This is a genomic window from Ruegeria sp. ANG-S4 (assembly GCF_000814005.1).
Taxonomy (GTDB): domain Bacteria; phylum Pseudomonadota; class Alphaproteobacteria; order Rhodobacterales; family Rhodobacteraceae; genus Ruegeria.
The window spans coordinates 370,415-390,827 of sequence record NZ_JWLK01000005.1 but is presented as its reverse complement, the minus strand read 5'-3'; the positions used below and the strand labels follow the sequence as shown (position 1 = coordinate 390,827).

At 58.5% G+C, this 20,413-nt stretch carries 8 protein-coding genes; 1 reads left to right on the top strand and 7 read right to left on the bottom strand.

Features of this window, described 5'->3' with window-relative positions:
- Window positions 1–48 precede the first annotated feature (48 nt).
- The 5 genes from RA28_RS14820 to RA28_RS14800 are packed head-to-tail and all read right to left on the bottom strand — an operon-like array spanning window position 49 to window position 17,056.
- Window positions 49–1,926 carry a hypothetical protein gene (locus RA28_RS14820; RefSeq protein ID WP_039530367.1) on the bottom strand — a complete coding sequence of 626 codons (1,878 nt, stop codon included), beginning with the start codon at window positions 1,924–1,926 and terminating at the stop codon, window positions 49–51.
- The gene (locus tag RA28_RS14815; RefSeq protein ID WP_039530366.1) at window positions 1,919–7,564 is read right to left on the bottom strand and encodes a hypothetical protein; all 5,646 of its coding nucleotides are present in this window, start codon (window positions 7,562–7,564) and stop codon (window positions 1,919–1,921) included. The genes RA28_RS14820 and RA28_RS14815 overlap by 8 nt, the downstream gene beginning before the upstream one ends.
- A gap of 10 nt (window positions 7,565–7,574) precedes the next feature.
- Window positions 7,575–10,928 carry a hypothetical protein gene (locus RA28_RS14810; protein WP_039530365.1) on the bottom strand — a complete coding sequence of 1,118 codons (3,354 nt, stop codon included), beginning with the start codon at window positions 10,926–10,928 and terminating at the stop codon, window positions 7,575–7,577.
- Window positions 10,929–10,941: 13 nt separating this feature from the next.
- Window positions 10,942–14,352, bottom strand: coding sequence for a DUF6603 domain-containing protein (locus RA28_RS14805; protein ID WP_039530364.1), 3,411 nt, complete (start codon window positions 14,350–14,352; stop codon window positions 10,942–10,944).
- On the bottom strand, window positions 14,342–17,056 hold the full coding sequence (locus tag RA28_RS14800; protein WP_039530363.1) for a S8 family serine peptidase: 2,715 nt from the start codon (window positions 17,054–17,056) through the stop codon (window positions 14,342–14,344). Before RA28_RS14800 ends, RA28_RS14805 begins: the two co-directional genes overlap by 11 nt.
- A gap of 520 nt (window positions 17,057–17,576) precedes the next feature.
- Here RA28_RS14800 and RA28_RS14795 point away from each other — a divergent pair.
- A complete protein-coding gene (locus RA28_RS14795; protein WP_039530362.1) occupies window positions 17,577–18,647 on the top strand; it encodes a site-2 protease family protein in 1,071 nt (356 codons plus the stop codon).
- Window positions 18,648–18,654: 7 nt separating this feature from the next.
- Here RA28_RS14795 and aroB read toward each other — a convergent pair whose 3' ends face one another.
- Together aroB and RA28_RS14785 are read right to left on the bottom strand one after the other, a co-directional pair.
- Window positions 18,655–19,767 carry a 3-dehydroquinate synthase gene (aroB, locus tag RA28_RS14790; RefSeq protein WP_039530361.1) on the bottom strand — a complete coding sequence of 371 codons (1,113 nt, stop codon included), beginning with the start codon at window positions 19,765–19,767 and terminating at the stop codon, window positions 18,655–18,657.
- A complete protein-coding gene (locus RA28_RS14785; protein ID WP_039530360.1) occupies window positions 19,768–20,355 on the bottom strand; it encodes a shikimate kinase in 588 nt (195 codons plus the stop codon).
- Between the last annotated feature and the right edge of the window lie 58 nt (window positions 20,356–20,413).

Genomic DNA, 20,413 nt, shown 5'->3' with positions numbered 1-20,413 from the left:
GTAGCAGGATTTCGTGGAAGCCCTGCCCCGACAACGAAGGTGCCGCGGCTATCTGCGGGATTTGCGGCGTATTCTGTCAAAGGCAAGGTTGCTTGAACGTTCGCCGCGTCCCGTCGTTTTGCGTCGACCAATCCAAAGGAAAACCTCGCCGCCATACCAGCGACACCGCTGAAAGCTCTCGGTCACCTTGGCACCTGCACGCGGAACCTCTTCTTCGAAAACATCATAGCCTTCTGGAACGGGCAGATCGAGGTTGTGCCGCAAAAGATCTGTGCGGGGCCTGACTGGCAAAGCAGGGTTTGGATCGTCCTCGATGACGCGCAAAAGCGCAGAGCGGCGCAGTTGGACTTCACGGGTCGAACCCTCGATGTGAACGGGAACAAATGGGATCCAGTTTTCCGGCACCCGCGTCATCGCGCGGTAGCGGATGTTGGCCTCGTTTTCCAAAGGCAGGGCCGGAGGCTCGTCAGGGATTGCGGCCTCAATAATGCGCTTGTGATAACGTCGGGTCTCGCGGGCGGCGATGATACCCCGTCTGGCCGAGCCATCGGCCATCGGGACCTTGGTTTCGATACCCCACACCATGTTTGCCATCTCGTCCCGCGTAAGCTGCACCGCTTCGCGCGCCGGACCTTCCTGAATTTTCGACACGGACGGCAACAGCAGCAAGCTTTGATCGGCAGGGACATTCGCGTCGCCTGCGGTCGCCAGACCATACATCGCCCAGCGTTGCCAGTCTTCGTCGTTTCCGCGACCGGCTGCCTCAATCCACGTGCGCTCACCGAACACGTTTGTCACGCTGACACCCGCGATGTTGGATATCGTGCCTGCCGGAAGGGTGATCGGCAACAAGAACCAATCATTGGCGTAAACCAAGCCAAACTCCATGAGCAGCAGTTTGTTGATATCCGTTGTGTCCGGGTCAATGTCGCCAAAATTGGTGCGGCCATCTTCGAACCGCCACCAACGGGTATGCGGCATGCCATCGAACTGAATCGGACCGGGCAGAAAACCGAAAGTATGCGTGCGTTCGACATCTTCTGGCAGTGGCGCATCAGGAACATCACCGATCCCCTGCCCGCGCGGGTCAATGTCGAGATTGTACCAATCCAGGTGCCCGTGATGATACCCGTCGGCCACCAGGTGTTTTTCGGTCCCACCCTTTGGCGCGGAAACCTCAAAAGCGTATTCCATTCTTTCTGGCAACCATGCAGTGCCCGCATCCGGGGGTGGTTGGTAGAAATTGCGCGCGTAATCCGCCAGAAAAGCGGCCTCTGCGGCATCCACGGCGGCTTCGTTTGTGGCATCCGCCAAGGTCACCAAATCGACGGCCCTGTTTCCGGGAACGGCCAGATGTTCGATCAGCGCGCCACCGTCGAGCGCGCGACCGGCAAGAGCCGCGACATGCTGCCATGCCGCCAGATGCGCTGCGATTGCGGCGTCGTCCGGCGAGTCCGGGTCCGGCTCAGCGATGCTCAACGCGTCGCGAAACTGCTGCTCCAATCCGGCCTCGATACCGGCAATCAATCGAAGCCATCGCTTACCCAGTGCCACGCGCAAGTCGAACGCGATCGGCCCGCCCGCGCGTGAAAAGCGCACCGGGCGACGTTCGACCCGCGCCTCAAGCGGTACATCATCGGGGAACGCTTCGACCGGATCATTTGCGGCCTTGTATTTGGTAAGTTCAGTTGTTTCGGCATGTATCTTTGCCGTCACCGGAGACCCGGCATCATCGCCCCTGAACTCTCCCATCTGCCACTGTTTGCACAGCATCCAAAGCGGATCGCGTATTTCCGCCTTCAGCGCACGATCAAAATCGTGGGTGCGCGGGCGTCCTTCCAGACGGTTCCAAAGCACGATTGTGGGCAATACGCGCTTTTTGTCAAAGACGGCCCTCAGGTCAGAAACGGCAACAAACTCATTCATCTGATCCTCCGGTATTCAACGTGGATGCCAGATTGTTGTTGAACGAAAAGTTCAACTGCGCGGTAATCGGATAAAGCGTAACCGTTGAAAGCAATGCAGGCAGGAAGCGGGCATATGCCGTCGTGTCGATATGGTCTGGTTCAATTGCCCGCTTCTTGGCCAGATCCATCGTTTCATGCACCGTATCTACCAGATCCTGCCATCGCCATTCACCGGTGTATTGCGGTGTCAACGCAAGCAGCATGGTCTGCGGCGGCTCGCTGTTGGGGCGGTCATAATGGAAGGCCAGGCCAGTGTCCTCGCTCGGGCTGGGAATTGTCTCGGTCCATTCTTCGATCAGAAGACCGGCCTGCGGTGCTGACGCATTGAACGGATCGCGGAAGTGCCCCGTGTAAAGCAGCTTGTCTTCATCAATTATGAATTCGGACCCATCAGGGTTTTCCCTTGGATACGCCACGGCCAGCCAGGGTACGTCGGGACGATGCGGGAACTGTACAGGTTGCAATTCGATTTCGGCACCAGCCAAAGCCTCGGCAAGTTGACCTGCTGCCTCGAGATCATGCAGGCGCTCATGGACACGCGCGACGCCCAGGAACCAGTCATCAACGGGAAACGGATTGCCCAACGTTGTGCGCTGGTGATCCAGAATGGATGTGTCGGCTTGTGGCCCCAAGCCCCACGCGTTCGCCCATTCATCACCCTGAGACTGCGGCAGCGCAAACTCCGGAACCATCTTGAACTCGTCACCAAACAATATCTTTGCGGCCTTATCCAACGCCTCGACCCGCTGATCGCCAGTGGCTGCGGCGTCATGTGCCGCAAGCTGTGCGTCAACCGCATCCCGCCTGCGGGTCAGGTCGTCAATCAGCGCCGTCGCGCGGACAGCCATATCTTCGGCCAGTGCAACGATCCTGTTCCCGGCATCGGTCAGGTCCACAGGTTCCAGATCAAACGCCGTATTCGCCGTTGCCAGCACTACCGCCCCATCAAACAGAGCGGATAGGTTCGGCGCGGTGTTGTGCAGCGTTTCCAATGCATCGCGATGCGCGACAAATGCTGTGCGTGCAGGCCCGGCCAGATCATTGCTGAAATCTTCGGGGTCGGCGGGAGGTATTGCCGAGCGATCCGTCATAATCAAACGTCGCGCGTTGTGTAACAGCGTTAAACGGTCTGCGGGATCGGCGCCCGGATCGCCGTCAAAATCGGCAATGAGTTGGTCGAAACTGGCAAGCGCCGTATCCAGCCGTTCGATCGTCGTGGTTAGTTTTTCCTTAACCTCGGTCGCGATAGAGCGTCGGTCTGCAAACACCGCTGCGGTTCCGGTCCCCTGATTGTCAAAGACCGTCAGAGGGACCATTCGCGCAGCGAAATCCGCAATTGTCTGATCAATTTCCGAAATGATCTGATCGCGTTCCTCTGCATCAACGCGCGCCTGCAGGGGGTCGCGAACCGCAACCAGCGACAATATTTCCCCGTTCAGAACCGCGCGTGGACGCGCAATGCGGTCCCGGTTCAGAATCGGCGCGAGATCGGCATCGCGTACAGTGTCGGCAACCATGCTCATGTCGCTCACACGCAGAGGCCGGGTGCGCAAGAGTAGTTTACGTTGCGCACGGGTCAGCGCGGCAAGTTCAAAGAAGGGCACATGATCCGGGATCGTTCCGATCCGCCTGCGGTAAGAAATACTGATCGCCACATCCGGGCGCGGTGCCTGGGTCGTGATGACGAAGGTTTCTATCAAATCATCCAGCGTGCGCGCGGCGCGTTCGGCTGTAGGGTCAAGCAGGTAAAGAAGATCAAGCGGTAAAAGGCCAAGGTCACCCGCCGTGACGCTCACGACCGATTCACTCTGATCCAACGGATCCGTCAATGTCACTTCTGCCGCGATCCGGGCCGGATCGGGCAACTGTCCGGACAACCAGTCATTCAAACCCGGTTCAGCCTGCGCGCGAGGCGATGTCAGCGCAGCATCATTGGGATCCAGCCCCGTTCTGAGATGCAGCGCAACTCGATGGGTCAAAACAACGCCTGACCTGGGGGTTTTTATGACATCCGGTGTGTCGGGGAATTTTCCTTTGGAGTAGGTATCCAGCACAGCACCCGCGCGGTCATAGTTGCCCTGAACGACCTGATGTACGCTTTCCGCCATCGCAAGGTCGGCCACCGCGTCCGCAATGTCTGCAATCCGGCGCGCTTCTTCATTGATTGCATTCACGGCAGTTTGCGGGATGTCTGGCACTTCGGGCAGGTCCTCAGACTTGCCGAACGGGTATTCATTCGTCGTGGGGCTTGCCATTTGCTCGACCAGCGCCAGTCCATCGATCACGTTTTTGGCCTCAACCCGGTTCATGCGAATTCTTCGCCCGATCCCGTCAAGGCGTGGCGTGCGCGTGGGTTTCAGGCGCTCACCCGACAACGGAAACACTTTGCGCAGGTCGAGGATGTATTCATCGACCTCAACATCATGGCGGTCGTGCAAACCACGTTCAAAATGATAACCCAGCAACGCACACAGAGATTGGTTCGATTTCATTCCATCAATAACTGACAGCGCAAGTCGCACACGCTCGGACGTCAGGTTGACCTTGAGGCTGTCGGGGTTCTCTGGCGTCGCATTCGAAATGTAGCCGTTTCTGAGCACGGCAGCGGTCACCGCATGGTTCAGCGAAGGTGCGTGAATGTAGCCCTGGTTCGTACTGTCGGTGGTCAAGTCGCGACCGGGGCCGAATATCTCTTGCAGCTCATCGGGCAGATCCACCGGGGTCAACGACTTGAACTCGGGCTTGACCTCTTCCAGATAGCCATAAGCCCCCAGGTAAAGCCCTGGCGTGGCTTCGTTTTCTACGAACTGACCATAGCGCAAGTCTTCAAGCTGTTTGCTCAGCAGACCCCCATACCACGCGTCCAGCCGATACGTGCACAGATCAAGATGCTCAACAAAGGCACGCTCCAGCGCGGCCGTTGGGCGAGAGGCAAGGTGATCGATGGCGTCAAGCTGGCGTCCAAGATATTGCGTCGCCACCATCGTATTCAGAACCGTCGGAATGAACGTGCCCACTGTGCGCTGCGCGTTTCCGGTTATGGAAATGTCGTTGCGGTACAGGTACTGCCAGCGGCTGCCGCCAGCAGACTGAGGCTGAGCTAATAGTTCGTCCTGGATGCCGACAAATGCGGGCTCGCGCCGAAACGCCATGTGATCCTGTGCCGAAATGATCCCGGCGTTTCGGAACAAGCGGGCACTGATCTCAACATAACTTAGGTCAAGCGCGTGGCGCAGCATCAGGTAGAGCAGCGCATTTGGCGGGCCATCGGCAAACCCTTCCTGTTTGCGCAGTGTGTCATGCGAGGACGCGGCTGCCATGCGCAACCAATCCAGATAGTTTTCACCGCCTTCCGTGTACGCTCTGATTGGGTCGGTTTCTGATAGGTCCTGATCGTCGATCAACGGGCCCTTAAGCTGATTCACACGGTCGAAGAAAATCTTCTCGAGCAAATCGGGGATGTCTTCCTGTTCATCAAACGTGAACCCCAGCGACGCGAGCAACCCGATGCCCGACGCGCGGAAGCCGTTGAAAACAGCCAACGCCAACAATGCCCCGGTTGGTCCCATCAGGGACATGCGATTGTAGAATTGCGCAAAGGTTTCGCCATAGCGCTGCTGGAACTCGACCGAGTTTGCATGCAGACCCAGCACATCCAGCAACGCCTGATGCCGGTCGACGCCGCCTTTGCCAACAAACGAAACCTTTTCCAGCTGGGGCTCAAGGTCCGTTTCGACCCTTCGAAGCAATCCATAAAGACGCAGCAGGAAGTTTGATTGCAAAGGCGCTGCGGTTGGTGCCGACCCAATTGGATCCCGCGCACCTCTGAGCCAGCCGATACGCGACCGGACGGTTGCGGGCAGAATACCGTAAGGTTGCTGCCCGACGCGAATGGCGGGCAATTGCCCACGGGCCCGCACATGGCGGACAAAAAACTCGCGCGTGTCCTCGACCGTGTCTTCGTCAAACACCGGGTGCATCGCGCTTTCCATGAAGTGCCCCAGTGTGGCAGGCCACAACGCGGTGTTCATCGCCATTGCATCGCAGATGTCCGTATGGCCATAGAAAGGAACAGCCCGAAGCGCCGCGGGCGAGAGACCAAGCATTTCGGCCAACCAGCGCCCGTCCGTCTTCTGAGTCCAGCTGGTTGGGTCGTCTGGCGCATCGCCGAAATAGTGATCAAAGCTTACATTTGGATCTTCGCGCCAACTATAGGCTGCGCCTTCGGTCTCGACATTGTTCGTCGGACGCCCCTGCGGCAGAATGGAAAGCCCGCCTTTGGATCGGTGATGGTGGTCCAACAGTGTCTCAAGGCACTCCTGACCGTCCGCCTGATCCGAGCGCATGCGAACGCCAATCACCAGCAGACGATCGAACCCGGTACGAAAGGCCACCGGGTCCAGTGGCACGCGCCATCCCATTCCGACTTCGATCGCCTTTCCGAAATCCGTGACCCACTCAAACTCTGGATCGGGACGTATGTTGCCAACTTCGTCGGCCTTCAGTTGCACGTCCTCTTCCGCCGACGGATCGGGCCCGGTGGCCAACGGTGTCGGAATGCGGTTGCCGATGCGCTCTAGGTCCAACTGGCCGTTGTTGTAACCCAGAAGGACCAGCCGTTCAGGCATGCAATGAACCTGCGGTGCCTGGGTCCAACCTTCCAGACGCAGATCAATTTCGTCATCGGTCGGAAAGTCGAGGAACGAGACGATGACCGTCGTGTCACCCCGTTCAGTACCATCGGGGGGCAAAGTCGTCAGGTTGCGTGGCCGATAGTCGCGCTGAATCTCTTCGGCGCGATCGTCACCCAACGTCAGGCGCAATGCATCATAGGCTGCGGTCTGAGCCGCGACATCGTCGCCAGCCAACCAGATCGCCGACCAAAAATCGCCCACAGCCGTTCTTTCCGGTTCGATCAGAGCCGGCTGTGAAACAACGCTCAGAATGATCCACGGGGTGTCCTCTGGCGGGACGGGTTTTTCCGCCTCGTTCAGTGGGCGATACGTCTCGGTCACGAAATGAGAGCGTCCGGACCCCTGCCCGCCCAACAGCGTCGACCATGCCGCCCGTTCGGCCGCCTCTGCGCCCCCTGCCGACCACAGATCGGCCCAAAAGGATCGGGCTTGCTGTGCTTCGGTGACGGATAGCGTGTCCTCGAAGACGTCAACCGCGATGTCATCGGGATAGACCCGCACCCACATTTCATCGCTGTCCCCGTCGTGCTCGTCGGCACGCTTGAACCGGGTCTCAATCCTTAATGGCATCAACAGGATCGGCGTTCTGTCGTTCAGCAACTCGATCCGTTCGCGCGGGTCGGTAAATATCTCGAACCGGCCATAGATGTCCGCCTCAGCCAGTTTGGCCTGATCCAACCTCGCACGACCTGCTTCAATTCTGCCTTCAAGGTCCGAAATCTGAGCATCCAATTCAGCCAGTTCAGGGCTTGTCTGACCTTCGCGCGCGACCCGTGCTTGGCGGCTGCGGTTTTCTTCCAACCGCTTGCGGCGTTGCTTGATGCGGAACAACTCGCGGCCTGCCAAATGCGTGCTGGCGCGGGCCTCGGACAGGTCAAGGCGGATATCGTCAAATTCAGCCATCTGTCCCTCCTCAGTTCGGTAGCATTTCGCGCGCGTGAACGGCGACCAGTACTGGCACCTGATACAGGATGTAGGCAAGTTCCGCCGCGTTGGTGTTCGGATGCCACCGAAGGCCAACATCCTCGGCATGTTGAATTTCGGCAGGCGTGGTCTCGTCCTCGCTGCCGGCAAGTTCTTCGGGCAATTCCGCAGGCAAAACCAGCGTGGGCGACGCGCCGGTGATCTGCAGGAACCCGCTGTCGGTGACTGGGTCATGAACGTCCGGCCATGCCAGATCGTTCCACAGGTTCAACGACCCTTCGCGCTCGATATCCAAGCCGAAACGGGGTTCCCCCGGGCGTTCCTTGATTACAAAGAACCAACCCGGATCATCATCGCCATCCTCACCGGTGCCGCCTTGTGCCTCGGCTGTTGTAAGATCAAACCCGATAAAGGTCACATCCGGATCGACCCGCGCCTCGTACAGGGGTGTACGCAGAATTTCGGCTTCTGACCCTTCGTCCTCAAGCAGGCGCGGCAGTGTTGCATCAATTTCCCCGTCCGTCAGTTGCCACCGGGCGCGCTGCGCGTAAATGACAGTGTTGGGATAACGTTTGAGCAGCTCGCCCTTGATCACCAAAACTGCCTCTTCCTCGGATTCGCCGGGGTTTTCTTCGCGGTGGTCATGTTCACCCAAGTTCGAGAACCTCGACCACAAATGCAGCGGTGGGATGTCGCGCAGTTTCTCGCGACGGTCTTCGGGCGTCCCGGTTGTCAGAGTGTTCGAGGCCGACAAAGATCCTATCAGACCCTCATCACGCACGACAGCACCAGTGGGATCCCAGAATTGCCGGAACGGCGTTCCCCTTTGATCCGTCGGGTACTCGCGCCACAGTAGCTCTCGTGCCATTTCGTGGTTCGCGCCCACCATATACGCTTCGATGAACTTCTGGTTTGTCTCCAGCAGCGTGATCGTATTGGGCGGTATCTTGTCGATGTTGGGCAGGAAATGCTCATCCGACAATCCGACCAGAGGTTCGTACATCGGGATGTCCAAAACCGGATAAGCCATCGCCTCGCGAAACAGTTCAAACTGAATGTCGGCCAGGAAGCCAGGGATCGTGATCCCCCCGAAAGTGAATGCCGGAATGGTGATTTCTGGGTTGATCGCGTCAAACGTGGCCGTCGCAATTCCCGATATACTGATAGGTGGCCGGGGCGGCAGCGTGCCCAGGTCCGCGCTGAAGCTCGTCAACGTATAAGTGTCTTTCAGTGCCAGCTTGAAACGTGTCGCTTCGGCACTGTCAGCGCCGGGCGCTGGAACCGGGTCAGGTTTGCCGTCGTCCGGGAACCTGATCTCAAAATCCGGGAAATTGGGCAGGGCGTCAATGACTTCGGGCCTGTTGCCTTCTTCACCAGCTGCATCAATCAGTTCACCGGCGGCTTCCGCCCTTCTAAGCAATTCGAAAACGGCAGCCGCGAAGACGAGGACAACGATCCCCAGCGCTGGAATGATCACCAAAAGCATCAGGCCAAGCAAAGCGAACAGAAGGGTCAGAACCAAACGCAGCCAAGGATGCCGGTTCACCAGATCGGCAAGCCAGTTCGGGATGCCCGGCGTTTCCACGCCCTCGGCCGCTTCTTCTTTTGTCGGCAGATCCTCAGGCGTCTGGCGCGGCGGAGCCGGGCTGACCTCGCCCGAGTTAATGCGGTCGATCAATTGGTCCGGGCCCTTGGGATCACCGAAACCGGCCTGCACGGCGACGTGATCGCGGGGCCGCAGCATTCTGCGAAACGGCGCCGTCATCACCGCGCGCGGCACTGCGCTTGTCGCGATCTGGTGCTGCAGGTTCAATCCCGCCGACACGACTCTTCGCTGAACCGGGGCCGCGATGCTCAGGAACCGTTCAGAGGACAGTGTATTTGTGCCGCTCAGATGCGTTTTGTGCCAAACGGCGGAACTGGCTTGTGCCAGCGCTGCCAATCGCACACGCTTGTTGGCCTCGATTATGTCACCGACCTGTTCCCAGGCAGCGTCCATATAGTCTTCCTGGTTTTTGCGCACGACATCCCCGCCGAAACCGGCGGGAACCCTGTTCTGAGGGTCGAGGTTCAGTTCATGAACCCAATTGTCGCCTTGCGGCACCGGAGAGTCGTCGGGTTCGAACCTCAGGCGGTCATGCAGCGATGGCCAACGACCATAGAGCGGCATCGTGATGATCGGGTCCGGGTCACCTTCGCGCACATAATCATCTGCCAGATTGATCCGACGCGCCATTGCGTCGGTAAAGTCTTCGGGGAACCTGCCGTCAGCCCAGAACTCATAATCCTCGGCTTCCTGTTCCTGATCATCGTTCAGTCGTTCCTTTGGAACTTTCAACGCGCCGCCCAATCGCAGAACACCATCGAGTTCGGGTATCGCAATAGCGGGCAGGTTTGATCCCGGATTTTGGGTATCCATGTCCCTGCGGCCAAGGCGCGGGTCTGGCGGCCGGGGCTCCAGCAGGCGCACCAGATACTCGAAATCCCCAACAGCGCCGGTCCGGAAATACCAGCGATGGTAATAGGGATGTTGGTTCCCCGCCGGACGCCCGGCATAATCTTCCCACGCAGATAGCGTCGCAAAAAGCGCAGCATTGGACAGATCGTCGGTCAGACCAAGCCCGGACAAACGCCCTGTTTCAAAAGACGGGATCAGAAAGGCGTGATACCCGGTATCTGCCTCAAGCCGACGGGGTGCCACGATGCGAGAATAAGCGTTGTCCGGATTGGCGGACAGGACGTTTTCAAACCGCGATCTTGCAGCATCAACAGCTGCCGGCGTGTCGGCGGATACAACGCCATCCTGCCGGATCAGGTCGCGGTTCACGTGAACATGGGCCCACGCCCAAAGCTGATCAGAAGGCGGAAAGGCAAGCGCCGGATCGCCCGTCACTTCGATCGCGGGCAAGGGGCGGGAACCGATAGGTGGAAGATCGCCGAATTCATCCTCTTTCAGAACGATCAAAGCCATCCATGGGCGCAACCTGTGCAGGTTTGTGTCCGGTGCCGCAGGCGTATAGCGCCAGGGAAAATCCTCTTCGTAAAACTCGATATACGGCAGGTAGTTCGGCTCGAAGTTGGTGATCCAGTCTTTAGGTTCATTTTTGACGATGGACCGCGCGTCTATACCGACAATATCTCCGGGTCCGTACATCTGGACATTGCGACTGACCGTGGCCGTCAAATCCGTTTCGCCTTCGACCGGTTTGCCGGTAATTTCAAGGTCGACCGGGATCGTTGCACGCAGCGTGACCGAAGCATCCCCATCCGCAGCGGTGATTGAGTTCGCGATGCCCAACCGCAGCCAGGGAAGGAAGGAATAGGTGCCGATCGTATCGCTCATCTGCGGGCCTTCCTCATGCTGCTTCGCGCATTTCGTGCGGACGCACGATATGGGCTTGTTTCGCGAAAGCCGGACCTTGTTCCGCCATGTACTCGCGGGCCTGCGCTCTGGAGGCAAAGCTGACCGGGGCATCCGCCACAGCGGTGTTGTCCGCTAGGTTGACGACAACAAATGCGTTCGGGTCAACCTTGATCTTCTCGTCATAGAGGTGTTTGTGCGCCTGCGTCTGCGCCGACAATACGTTGCGCGCTGCTGAATTTCCCAAAAGAAGGTGCAAAAACAGGTTGGTAAACGCCTCGAAGAACAGGAACACTTGCCGCAACGCGCTGTCGATGATGATGGTTTCATAGCGCACGACGCGCTTGGTCGCATAGCTCGTGGCGGTCTGATTGCCCGTAACGGACAAGTCCAGCCCTGCCTCTTCCTGCTCGTAATCGGACGCGCTCAGCCGATCGCCGTCACCCAGATCCTGGAACTGCCCGATGGCGAACTGCTCTTTGACCGTCGCGCGTTTTTCAACACCGGCCGAGACCGCATCCACGCTGAACCGGTTTGCGTCATCGGGGCGCTGACTGCCGATCTTGTCCAGCGTAAGCTCCAGCGGAACGGCGCGTTGCGTGATCCGGAGCGATCCGATTGGGTGCAGAACAAGTTCGGTCGTGGCATCAACTGGACGCAGCGTGACCAGCAATTGATTTGCATTGGCCAGTTCTGCGGTCCAGTTCTCATCCTTCGAAAACTCCTCGACCAACATCGGCATGACCGAGATCGGCGGGAGTCGGGTATCCTCGTCCTCTCCCCAGGTGTGCGAGAAATCGACATCGACATCCCAGAACAGCACTGAAATCGAACCGGTGCCTTCGATATGCCAAGGCGTCGGTCCTTCCAGTTCGCCCCGGAAGCGGACCGAAAACAGCCCTGCCCCGAACAGCTTTACGCTCAGCGATGCAGAGATCGTGATGACAAAATAGAAGGGCGAAAACTGGAACAGCGCGTCAAACGCGATGTGTCCCTCGATCTTGGCAATTGAGATGCCGAAATACAGCTCGGCCCGCGCACCGAATTGAACGGTGTTGGATGTCACCGCGAAATAGCAAAGCACCCGCACCTTTGCCACGGGCGTATCGAGGATATTGATCGCCAGCCGCGGGATGTCTCCGAATGGCAAAACGGGAACATCGTATCGCGGATGGAACCCGCCGACGCTTATGATGAACTGCGAATTGCTGCCCCAGGACGCATACACGCCCATTCCCCCTTGCAAGGGCATGAAGATGACGCGGCTTTCATAAAGAACCGCCAGAAACCACAGATGCTTTTTGTCGAAATCAATCTCGCCCAGTACGGCCACGTTGATAATAATCAGAGGCACGCGTTCGTCCGGGATGGCGATGGTCAGTTTGCCCACAATCCCGATCGCGCCCGGGATTTCGATGATCACCCCGACGGACAGGGATATCAACGTTGGCGTACCCCATCCGAATTTCATCATCGGCCCAATCAGGAACGTGCCCTGATCCGGTGGGAAGAAGGTTCTGATGTCATTGATTATTTTTGGCGCATTGGCAATCACATCCTTGGGGAACAACACCGAGTCGACCGAACCGGACGTGGCCCCTTGGGCAATCGCCTCCATATCCGCTTCGCGGTTCAGACCGACAATCCCGCCGACGCCGACCAGAGTGAAGCCGAACCCAAGCTGGATGCCGGGATTGAACTCGACACTTATGATGGCCACGAAGGCAAACCCATCTTCGCCATCGGGCAGTTTTGTCGATATGACCGCGATGGCCGTGACACTGACAAGTTCGAGAATGCTCAGCTCAAGAATACCGGCGTATTCACCACGGTCCTGATCGATGCTCAGAAATCCGCCACCCCGAACGGCACCTGCATCAATCGACATCCCAACCGCCGTCGGGAGCTTCAGTTTAAAGCCCAGATCGGCCTTCCCAAGGTTACCTTCGCCATCTGACGGGAAGGTCAATTCAACCTGTGCCCCGAACCGATCCACGACCGCTTGAAGCGGCCCCAGTTCGACAGAGAAGCCGCTGGACATTTCAAGCGTGACAGACCCACCGCTGCCAATGCCGCCGATCAGGTAAAGCGTCTGCAGGTTCAAGGGCCCCAAGGTCTGATGCAGCGGGATCGCCACTTCGATGGCTGACGATCCTTCGAAACTGACCCCATTCGATGGTGTCCAGGACAGGCCCGAATTGAATTCGCTGTCGATTTGGACACCGCCCGCGATGGTTTTCAAGAACCCATCCGCCTCGGAAAAGTCGATCTTGAGCCGCCCACCATTCAGCGCCGCCCGGATTGCCGGTTCGATCTGCGGACCTGAGCCCACACTCCACGATCCGCTGACGCCGAAACTGCCGGAGAAGCTTTCCAGAAACAGGCCACTGCCGCCCGTTTGACCGATGATTTCCATCGCGCCGTCTTCACGGCCAATCTCAAGCCCGGCAAGCAAATCCAACGTCGCGTCCCCGGATATCGGTTCCAAGGACACGTCGAGCGGTGGTCGAAGCGTTATGCCCATTCCCGCGTCGAACCGCGCGCTGGTGGACATCAGAAACGAGATGGTCGACGAAATACGGTACTGGCGCTCAAAGTCTGCAATGGCAGGCACGCGCAGCCGAATATTCAGGCCCGGCGGATTACCGTTATCTGCCTGTAACCGGGCAATAAACGCTTCTAACACCGGCGGCGAACCGGGCTCGGTCAACAGAACTGTTGGCGTGTCATAGTTTTCCAGCAGTGTCTGAATACGCGGAAAAATCCTGGAGCCGTCAAAGCCCGCCTCACCCCATTGGAAGAGGTCGCGCAAGTATTGCTCGGGGTCTGTCAGCATCGTCAGCAAACGCTCGGGCGACAGGCGTCGTTGACGCGCTGGTCTTGCAAGCGGTGCGCTGTCGGCTGGCAATGTAACCTGATCATCGACGAGGCCGATCAATCGCAAGACATCAAGACTGCCGGAATGCGCCCTGCGAATAAACTCGATGATCACATAGTCAAAGATCCGCCCCGGCAATTCCGCCGCGAACGCCTGAACTGCGGCCCGCTCGGCTGCGCTCAACCCACCGGCCGCCTGATCCACGGCATTGCCCAGATCCGTTATCCCTCGGACCGCATCCAGAACCGCGCGCAACAGATCCGCACCGGCACTGGCGATCTGACCGGCATCCTCGGACTGAACCGCCGCTTCTAAGGCCGCGATCGCGGACGGCATCGCGGATATCGCACCCGCGATTGTTGCGGCTGCGTTCCCGACCGGCTGCGCGTTCGCGACCGCTGCGGGTGGTGCAAGGCCCAGCTCTGAAAAGAAACCCTCAAGATTGCCGTCTGACAGACGATCCACCAACGGTTCGAATGCAAATGCAAGGTTGCGACCCAGCGCTTCGAGTGTGCCTTCATCTGCCATCTGTGACCCCCAACAGGGCTTCGATTTCGCTCTGCGTGGAACCCGGCAGCGCCAGAAGAACAGGCGCGTATCGCACCATTGCCGCGCGTAGCTCCGGCGTGGCACCCGGTCGAACGGCGGACAGCAGCCGCTCGATTCCGTTTCGGACCGGGTTTCCGTTGATCGCCTCGGGAATGATCGGTCGGCGATTACCCTGCCAGCTTAATGCAATGCGCATAAGCTCTGGCCCATGCATGCGATGCCAGGCCACTGCGGCCCTTTTCGAGTTGTCGATGATCGCTTTGACCTCATCGAAATGGGTGCTGACAAGCATCGCAACAGCCGAGCCGCTGGTGCTGCTGGCCAGAATGCGTGTCAGCGCATCAATGCGTTCGGTCGTCGGCACCTGAAGCGGCCATGTGGCGCGCCCAGGCAAAAACACCGGGTCGTTTTCGTCCGAAAGCGCGATGGAGCCACCTCCGCCTCCGCCCCCGCCACCAGCAGAAACAAGCGCATGACCGACGGCGTTTTCGGCGTTCAGTTTGCCGTTGCCCCAGTGGTCGGAATTGGCACCGGCCACGGCGTCCGCCGTGTCCATGAGAGCCGTTCGCGCCTGCTCGAAAGTCAGCGCGCCGTTTCGTTCAAGCATCAACGCAACAACGCCGGCCACGTGGGGCGCTGACATGCTGGTGCCCTGTTTGTTGGTGTAAAACGTCTCACAACAATCCGAGACGCAGCAGGCGTCCTTGACCCGTGTTTTGGGCGCGGTGATTGCAACACCCGGCGCTGAAAGCTCGGGTTTCTGGCGCCCGTCAATCGTAGGACCACGCGATGAGAAGCCTGCGAGGTTATCCGTGCCGGTTTCATAGGCCCCAACAGTTATTACGCTGTTGCCTGTGCCTGGCGAGCCGACAGTTCGACCCGGATCACGATCCGCTTCGATGAATCTGGGTGTATTTTCGACGGTTTCCGAGTTCCCGTCATCGTCCTCAACAGTGGTATGCGGCCTGTCCTCGGGAAAAACTGCGGTGAAATCGACGCTATGACCCGCGGTTTCGGTCAGAGTCACCGTCCAGTCCCCTTTGTCGACGGTCTTACCGGCGCCCTTGGCGGCAATCGAAAACTCGATGCGGTGATTTCCGTTCGAGGGCGCGTTTGTCTGGCAGTTGAATTCGACTTTGTGATCGTCGCCTGCATCATGCGTCACTGCCCCTGCATTTGCGGTCACCGTAGGTGTGCTGTCGGGGTCCGGCGTCGTGAGGCTGACCGAAAGGCGCCCGCTGCCGGTATAGCTGATCCTACAGTTTCCGGTGCCGGTCACGTTTTCACCGACCTTGAAACTGAGCGTACGACTGCCGCTGGCCGAAATGGTGTCGCGCCCGCGCCATTGATGCCAGGGGTCTATCCAGAAATCGACCTCGGTTGCTTCGCCGCCAGCGGTGCCATTGCCGGTTTCTTCCAGTTCGACCCGCCATTCACCGGCCATCAACGTGCTCCCGATCGCAGGCTCGATGAAGACGCGAATTCGATGTCTGTCAGGGCGCCCATCGTTCCGGCGCCCGGCGAGGCGAACTCTCATTCCAGACAGCGTTGTGGTTTCTGTGCCCGTCGACGTTACCGAAGCCGTTGAGCCGTCCGGCGCATGCAGCGTCAGACTGATATCCGCCTGAGAGCCATCGCCCGGATTACTCTGCCCCGGCGGCTGCGATGTGCCGTACCAGACAAACCCATCGAAGGTGAAACGATCACCGGGCAAGATGGTAAAGCGCATCTCTTCGGTACTTTGCGCCGCGAGCGTTTTATGCGCGTGCTGGCCATCGTCGGCCTCGTTTCCGGCAGATGCAACGGCAACCCGTCCCTGCGGAATGCCGGTATTGGGATTGAGCAGCGCGTCGATGGCTATTTCGTCGTCGTCAGTGCCATCATGTCCCGACCCCTGCCCGCCAAAGCTCATATTGACGACGGCCGGTCGGCTACCCGCCAGATCGAAGACGTATTGGACAGCATCCGGGATCGCCGAGGATTGGCTGCCGCGCTTGACCACTATGATATCGGCGTCAAATGCGACGCCGCGATAATGATCCTCGAGATGACAGTTTCCCGATTGCGAACCATCTCCGGCCGCGATCCCAGCCACATGTGTGCCGTGCCCGCTGCTGTCGATATGTTTGAAAGTGTTCGATGGCAGGTCGTCGTCCGCGTTCAACGCATCGTTGATATCGCTTTCGGTGTATTCGGTTCCGTACGAAAAGTTTGATGGGTTTGGTCCGACATTGACGGTCTGATCCCATATCGCCTCGATCCGAGTAGCACCGTCATTGGGTCTGCGAAAGCAGTTATGCGTGATGTCGATCCCGGAATCGATGATGCCGACAACAACGCCTGCCCCGGTAAAACCCGGCGAGCCGGTCCAGACAGCCGGGACTTTGGCATCAGGAACGCTCTCATCCAGAAAGTCACGCATCTCCAGCGGTCGCGTAACCCGGATAACGTTTGGAATTTCCACTATCGCGGGAAGGTCAGAAACCCTGATCTCGCCATAAACTGTCTGGGGATAGACGCTTGCGCGCATGACACCGGCTGCAAGAATTGCGGCGGGGTCGCCTTCATATCGAATCCTGACATCCAGAACAAATGCGCCGGGGTCCCCGACCACATCTTCCCCGGCCTGAGCCCTGAGAAACTCATCCAGTCGGGCATGCAGCCTTTCGTCTATCTTTTCCATGTCGTACCGCGAAAATCGAAATAGAAAACTGTTGTGCGGCCCGGTCGAACAAGGTGAGCCTGTTTACTGGTAAGAACTTCAAACGAGAAAAAATGTTTCCCAGTATTACCACAAATTGCGCAATTCGCGAAGCGGCGTTGTCGGACTGGTTGTGCACTGAAAAACCGCATCATGGCTCGCAATGGGTGCGTTCACGTCACCCGGCGCGCTTTACAGCAATAAACCAAGCACCAAATTGTCTGACCTTAATCTTCGAAAGGACGCGTAAGAGGCCCCACGCTTTGACCCAAAGGCAAGCTCCATACGGCAAAAAACGACCGTTTGATGAGACTGGTTCTTTGACCCAAAGTGGCGACCTTTAGATCGCTTTTGGCCGGACATACGCCAGTGATCGCCTTAGCGCCAAGCACCGCGACAAAGGCAAATCTCCTCTGCCTTACCGAACTGAATGCCTATTCCCGCAAGCAATCGCCGCGGGTTAATGTTACCCTGAACTCACCCAATACTCCGGAGGTTTCTCATGGCATGGTCCTACCCGCTCGGTCGGCTATTCGGCTCAGAGCTGCGGGTCCATGTCACCTTCTTTCTTCTGTTGGCCTGGGTTGGCTTTGCTGCTTACGCCGATGGCGGCTGGACCGCAGCAGTTGAGAATCTGTTTTTCGTTCTGGCGCTGTTCGCATGTGTCGTGGCCCATGAATACAGTCACGCGCTGATGGCGCGGCGCTATGGCATTCGCACGCCGGACATTACCTTGCTGCCCATCGGTGGGCTGGCCCGGTTGGAACGAATGCCCCAGAAACCGATGCAGGAGGTCTGGGTCGCGCTGGCCGGTCCGGCAGTGAATATCGTGATCTGGTTGATCCTTTTGCTTCTGGGCGCAGGCACGCAGTTGGATGCCTTCGCGCAACTGGACTCGGCGCGCGCGGACCTTCTTGGTCGGTTGGCTTATGTGAACCTGTTGCTGGCCGCGTTCAACATGATCCCTGCCTTTCCGATGGATGGTGGTCGGGTGTTTCGGGCCTTGTTGTGCTTGAAAATGGATCGCGTCAAAGCCACACGGCTGGCCGCTATCAGCGGCCAGATCGTCGCCGTGGGTCTTGGATTCCTGGGTCTGACGTCGGGCAATCCGATTCTGGTGCTGATCGCGGTGTTTGTGTTCATCGCAGCCAATGCCGAAAGTCAGGATGTCGCTTTGCGCGCGGCCTCCAGAAAGTTCCAGGCCCGCGACGCGATGATAACCGAGTATCGCGCCCTGTCGCCCAACGATACACTGAACACCGCCGCGCAGGCGGTCATTCACACGACTCAGCACGAGTTTCCGGTGCTGGATCAAAATGGCGGTCTGATGGGCTTCGTGACACGCAACCGGCTTTTGGCAGCCCTTGCCAGCGAACACCCTCGTTCGGACTCAGCGCTGTCTCTGATGGAAACCGACGTTCCAACGGTCACGTTGACCAGCAGTCTGAACAAAGTGCTGGAAGGCCTGCACAAAGGCGCCCCAGCCGTAGCCGTTTGCACCAAAGCCGGTCAAATGGTGGGTTACATCACCCGCGAACACATCGGCGAGTTGATGGTCATTCAGGGGCGTTGAGTCCTAATCAACAGACGGCCAATGCGTCTTCGATCACGGACAGGACCGCTTCGCGCGGGACGTCCGAAGTTACAAACGCATGTCCGATGCCGTGCGCCAGAACAAAGCGCAACTGCCCGTCGATCACCTTTTTGTCTTGCGCCATCAGATCGACCAGCGCGTTTGCACCCGGCAATTCACCCGGTATATCGGCCAGATCGGTCTTCATTCCCATTTTGCGCAGATGCGCACGCACGCGGCTTGGGTCCTCTTGGGCACACAGTCCAAGTCGTGACGAGAGTTCAAACGCCAATGCGCAGCCGATCGCAACGGCTTCGCCATGCAGCAGTCGATCAGAATAGCCCGTGGCCGCCTCCAACGCGTGACAAAAGGTATGACCAAGGTTCAGAAGCGCCCGATCGCCTTGTTCGGTCTCGTCCCGTGCGACGATATCAGCCTTCATCTGCACTGACCGCGTGACGGCCTGAACGCGTGCGGCCATGTCACCTGCGGACAAGGCCGGGCCGTTCACCTCAAGCCAATCAAAGAACTCTGCGTCGCCGAGAAGCCCGTATTTCACGACTTCGCCGTATCCCGCCAAAAAGTCCCGCGGCGTCAACGAACTCAGGATGGAGGTGTCTGCCAGAACCAAAGACGGCTGATGGAAGGATCCTATGAGGTTTTTGCCATGCGGCGCGTTGATCCCCGTCTTGCCACCTACCGAACTGTCCACCTGAGCCAGCAACGAGGTCGGGATTTGCACAAACCGCACGCCGCGTCGCATGACCGCCGCTGCGAACCCCGCCAGATCGCCGATGACACCGCCGCCAAAGGCAACCACCACGTCACGGCGTTCAACCTTTTCGGCCAGCAACCACTCGACAGCGCGTTCGAAATGCGGCCAGCTTTTCGTGGCCTCTCCCGCGGGCAGGGTCAAAACCGTCATATCCACACCAGCCGCGCTCAATCCATCCCTAAGCGCGTCCAGATGCAGCTTGGCCACATTTTCGTCCGTTAAAACAGCGACGCGAGGACGCGGCAGCAACGGTGCAATCCATGCGCCTGCCTGCGCCAAAAGGTCCGGTCCGATCTCGACGTCATAAGACCGTTCGCCCAGTTCAACATGTACCGTTTGATGCATTTAATTCCGTTCCAAAACATCCGGGCGCGTGACCAATGCCGCCAATACCCGATCCACCATATCCTCGATTGCGGTCTCACCATCCGAGTCCGCCACAAGATCTGCCTGCGCATAAATCGGAACGCGTGTTTCGTACAGCGCCCGTAACGTCCCGTACGGATCATCCGTGCGCAAAAGCGGCCGCGTATCCTTGTGGCGCACACGATTCCACAGCACTTCAAGGTCAGCTCGCAGCCAAATCGACACGCCCCGGTCCGAAATCATCTGCCTGTTGGCATCGGAAAGAAAGGCACCCCCGCCGGTTGAAAGAATGCCCTTTTTTTCATCCAACAAACGCCCGATCACCTGGCTTTCCTTTGTGCGAAAAAAGGCTTCCCCGTCGCGGGCAAAGATCTCGGGGATCGTCATATTTGCCGCCGATTCGATCTCGGCATCGCTGTCCAGAAACGGCACGCCAAGCCGCGCAGCCAGCGCGCGCCCCACAGCCGTCTTGCCAGCACCCATCATGCCGACCAAAACAACCGTTTTGTGCAGATCAAATCGCTGCGCAGAACCGGCCACCGAGGGATTATGCTTAATTTCGCTCATTTCATCGTGAATGACGTGATCTTGTGAAAAATGCCAGTTATAACTTGGTCAAAAGCAA

Coding starts and splice junctions, on each gene's coding strand:
- RA28_RS14820 (WP_039530367.1), bottom strand. CDS start 1,926: ATGAATGAGTTTGTTGCCGTTTCTGACCTGAGGGCCGTCTTTGACAAA.
- RA28_RS14815 (WP_039530366.1), bottom strand. CDS start 7,564: ATGGCTGAATTTGACGATATCCGCCTTGACCTGTCCGAGGCCCGCGCC.
- RA28_RS14810 (WP_039530365.1), bottom strand. CDS start 10,928: ATGAGCGATACGATCGGCACCTATTCCTTCCTTCCCTGGCTGCGGTTG.
- RA28_RS14805 (WP_039530364.1), bottom strand. CDS start 14,352: ATGGCAGATGAAGGCACACTCGAAGCGCTGGGTCGCAACCTTGCATTT.
- RA28_RS14800 (WP_039530363.1), bottom strand. CDS start 17,056: ATGGAAAAGATAGACGAAAGGCTGCATGCCCGACTGGATGAGTTTCTC.
- RA28_RS14795 (WP_039530362.1), top strand. CDS start 17,577: ATGGCATGGTCCTACCCGCTCGGTCGGCTATTCGGCTCAGAGCTGCGG.
- aroB (WP_039530361.1), bottom strand. CDS start 19,767: ATGCATCAAACGGTACATGTTGAACTGGGCGAACGGTCTTATGACGTC.
- RA28_RS14785 (WP_039530360.1), bottom strand. CDS start 20,355: ATGAGCGAAATTAAGCATAATCCCTCGGTGGCCGGTTCTGCGCAGCGA.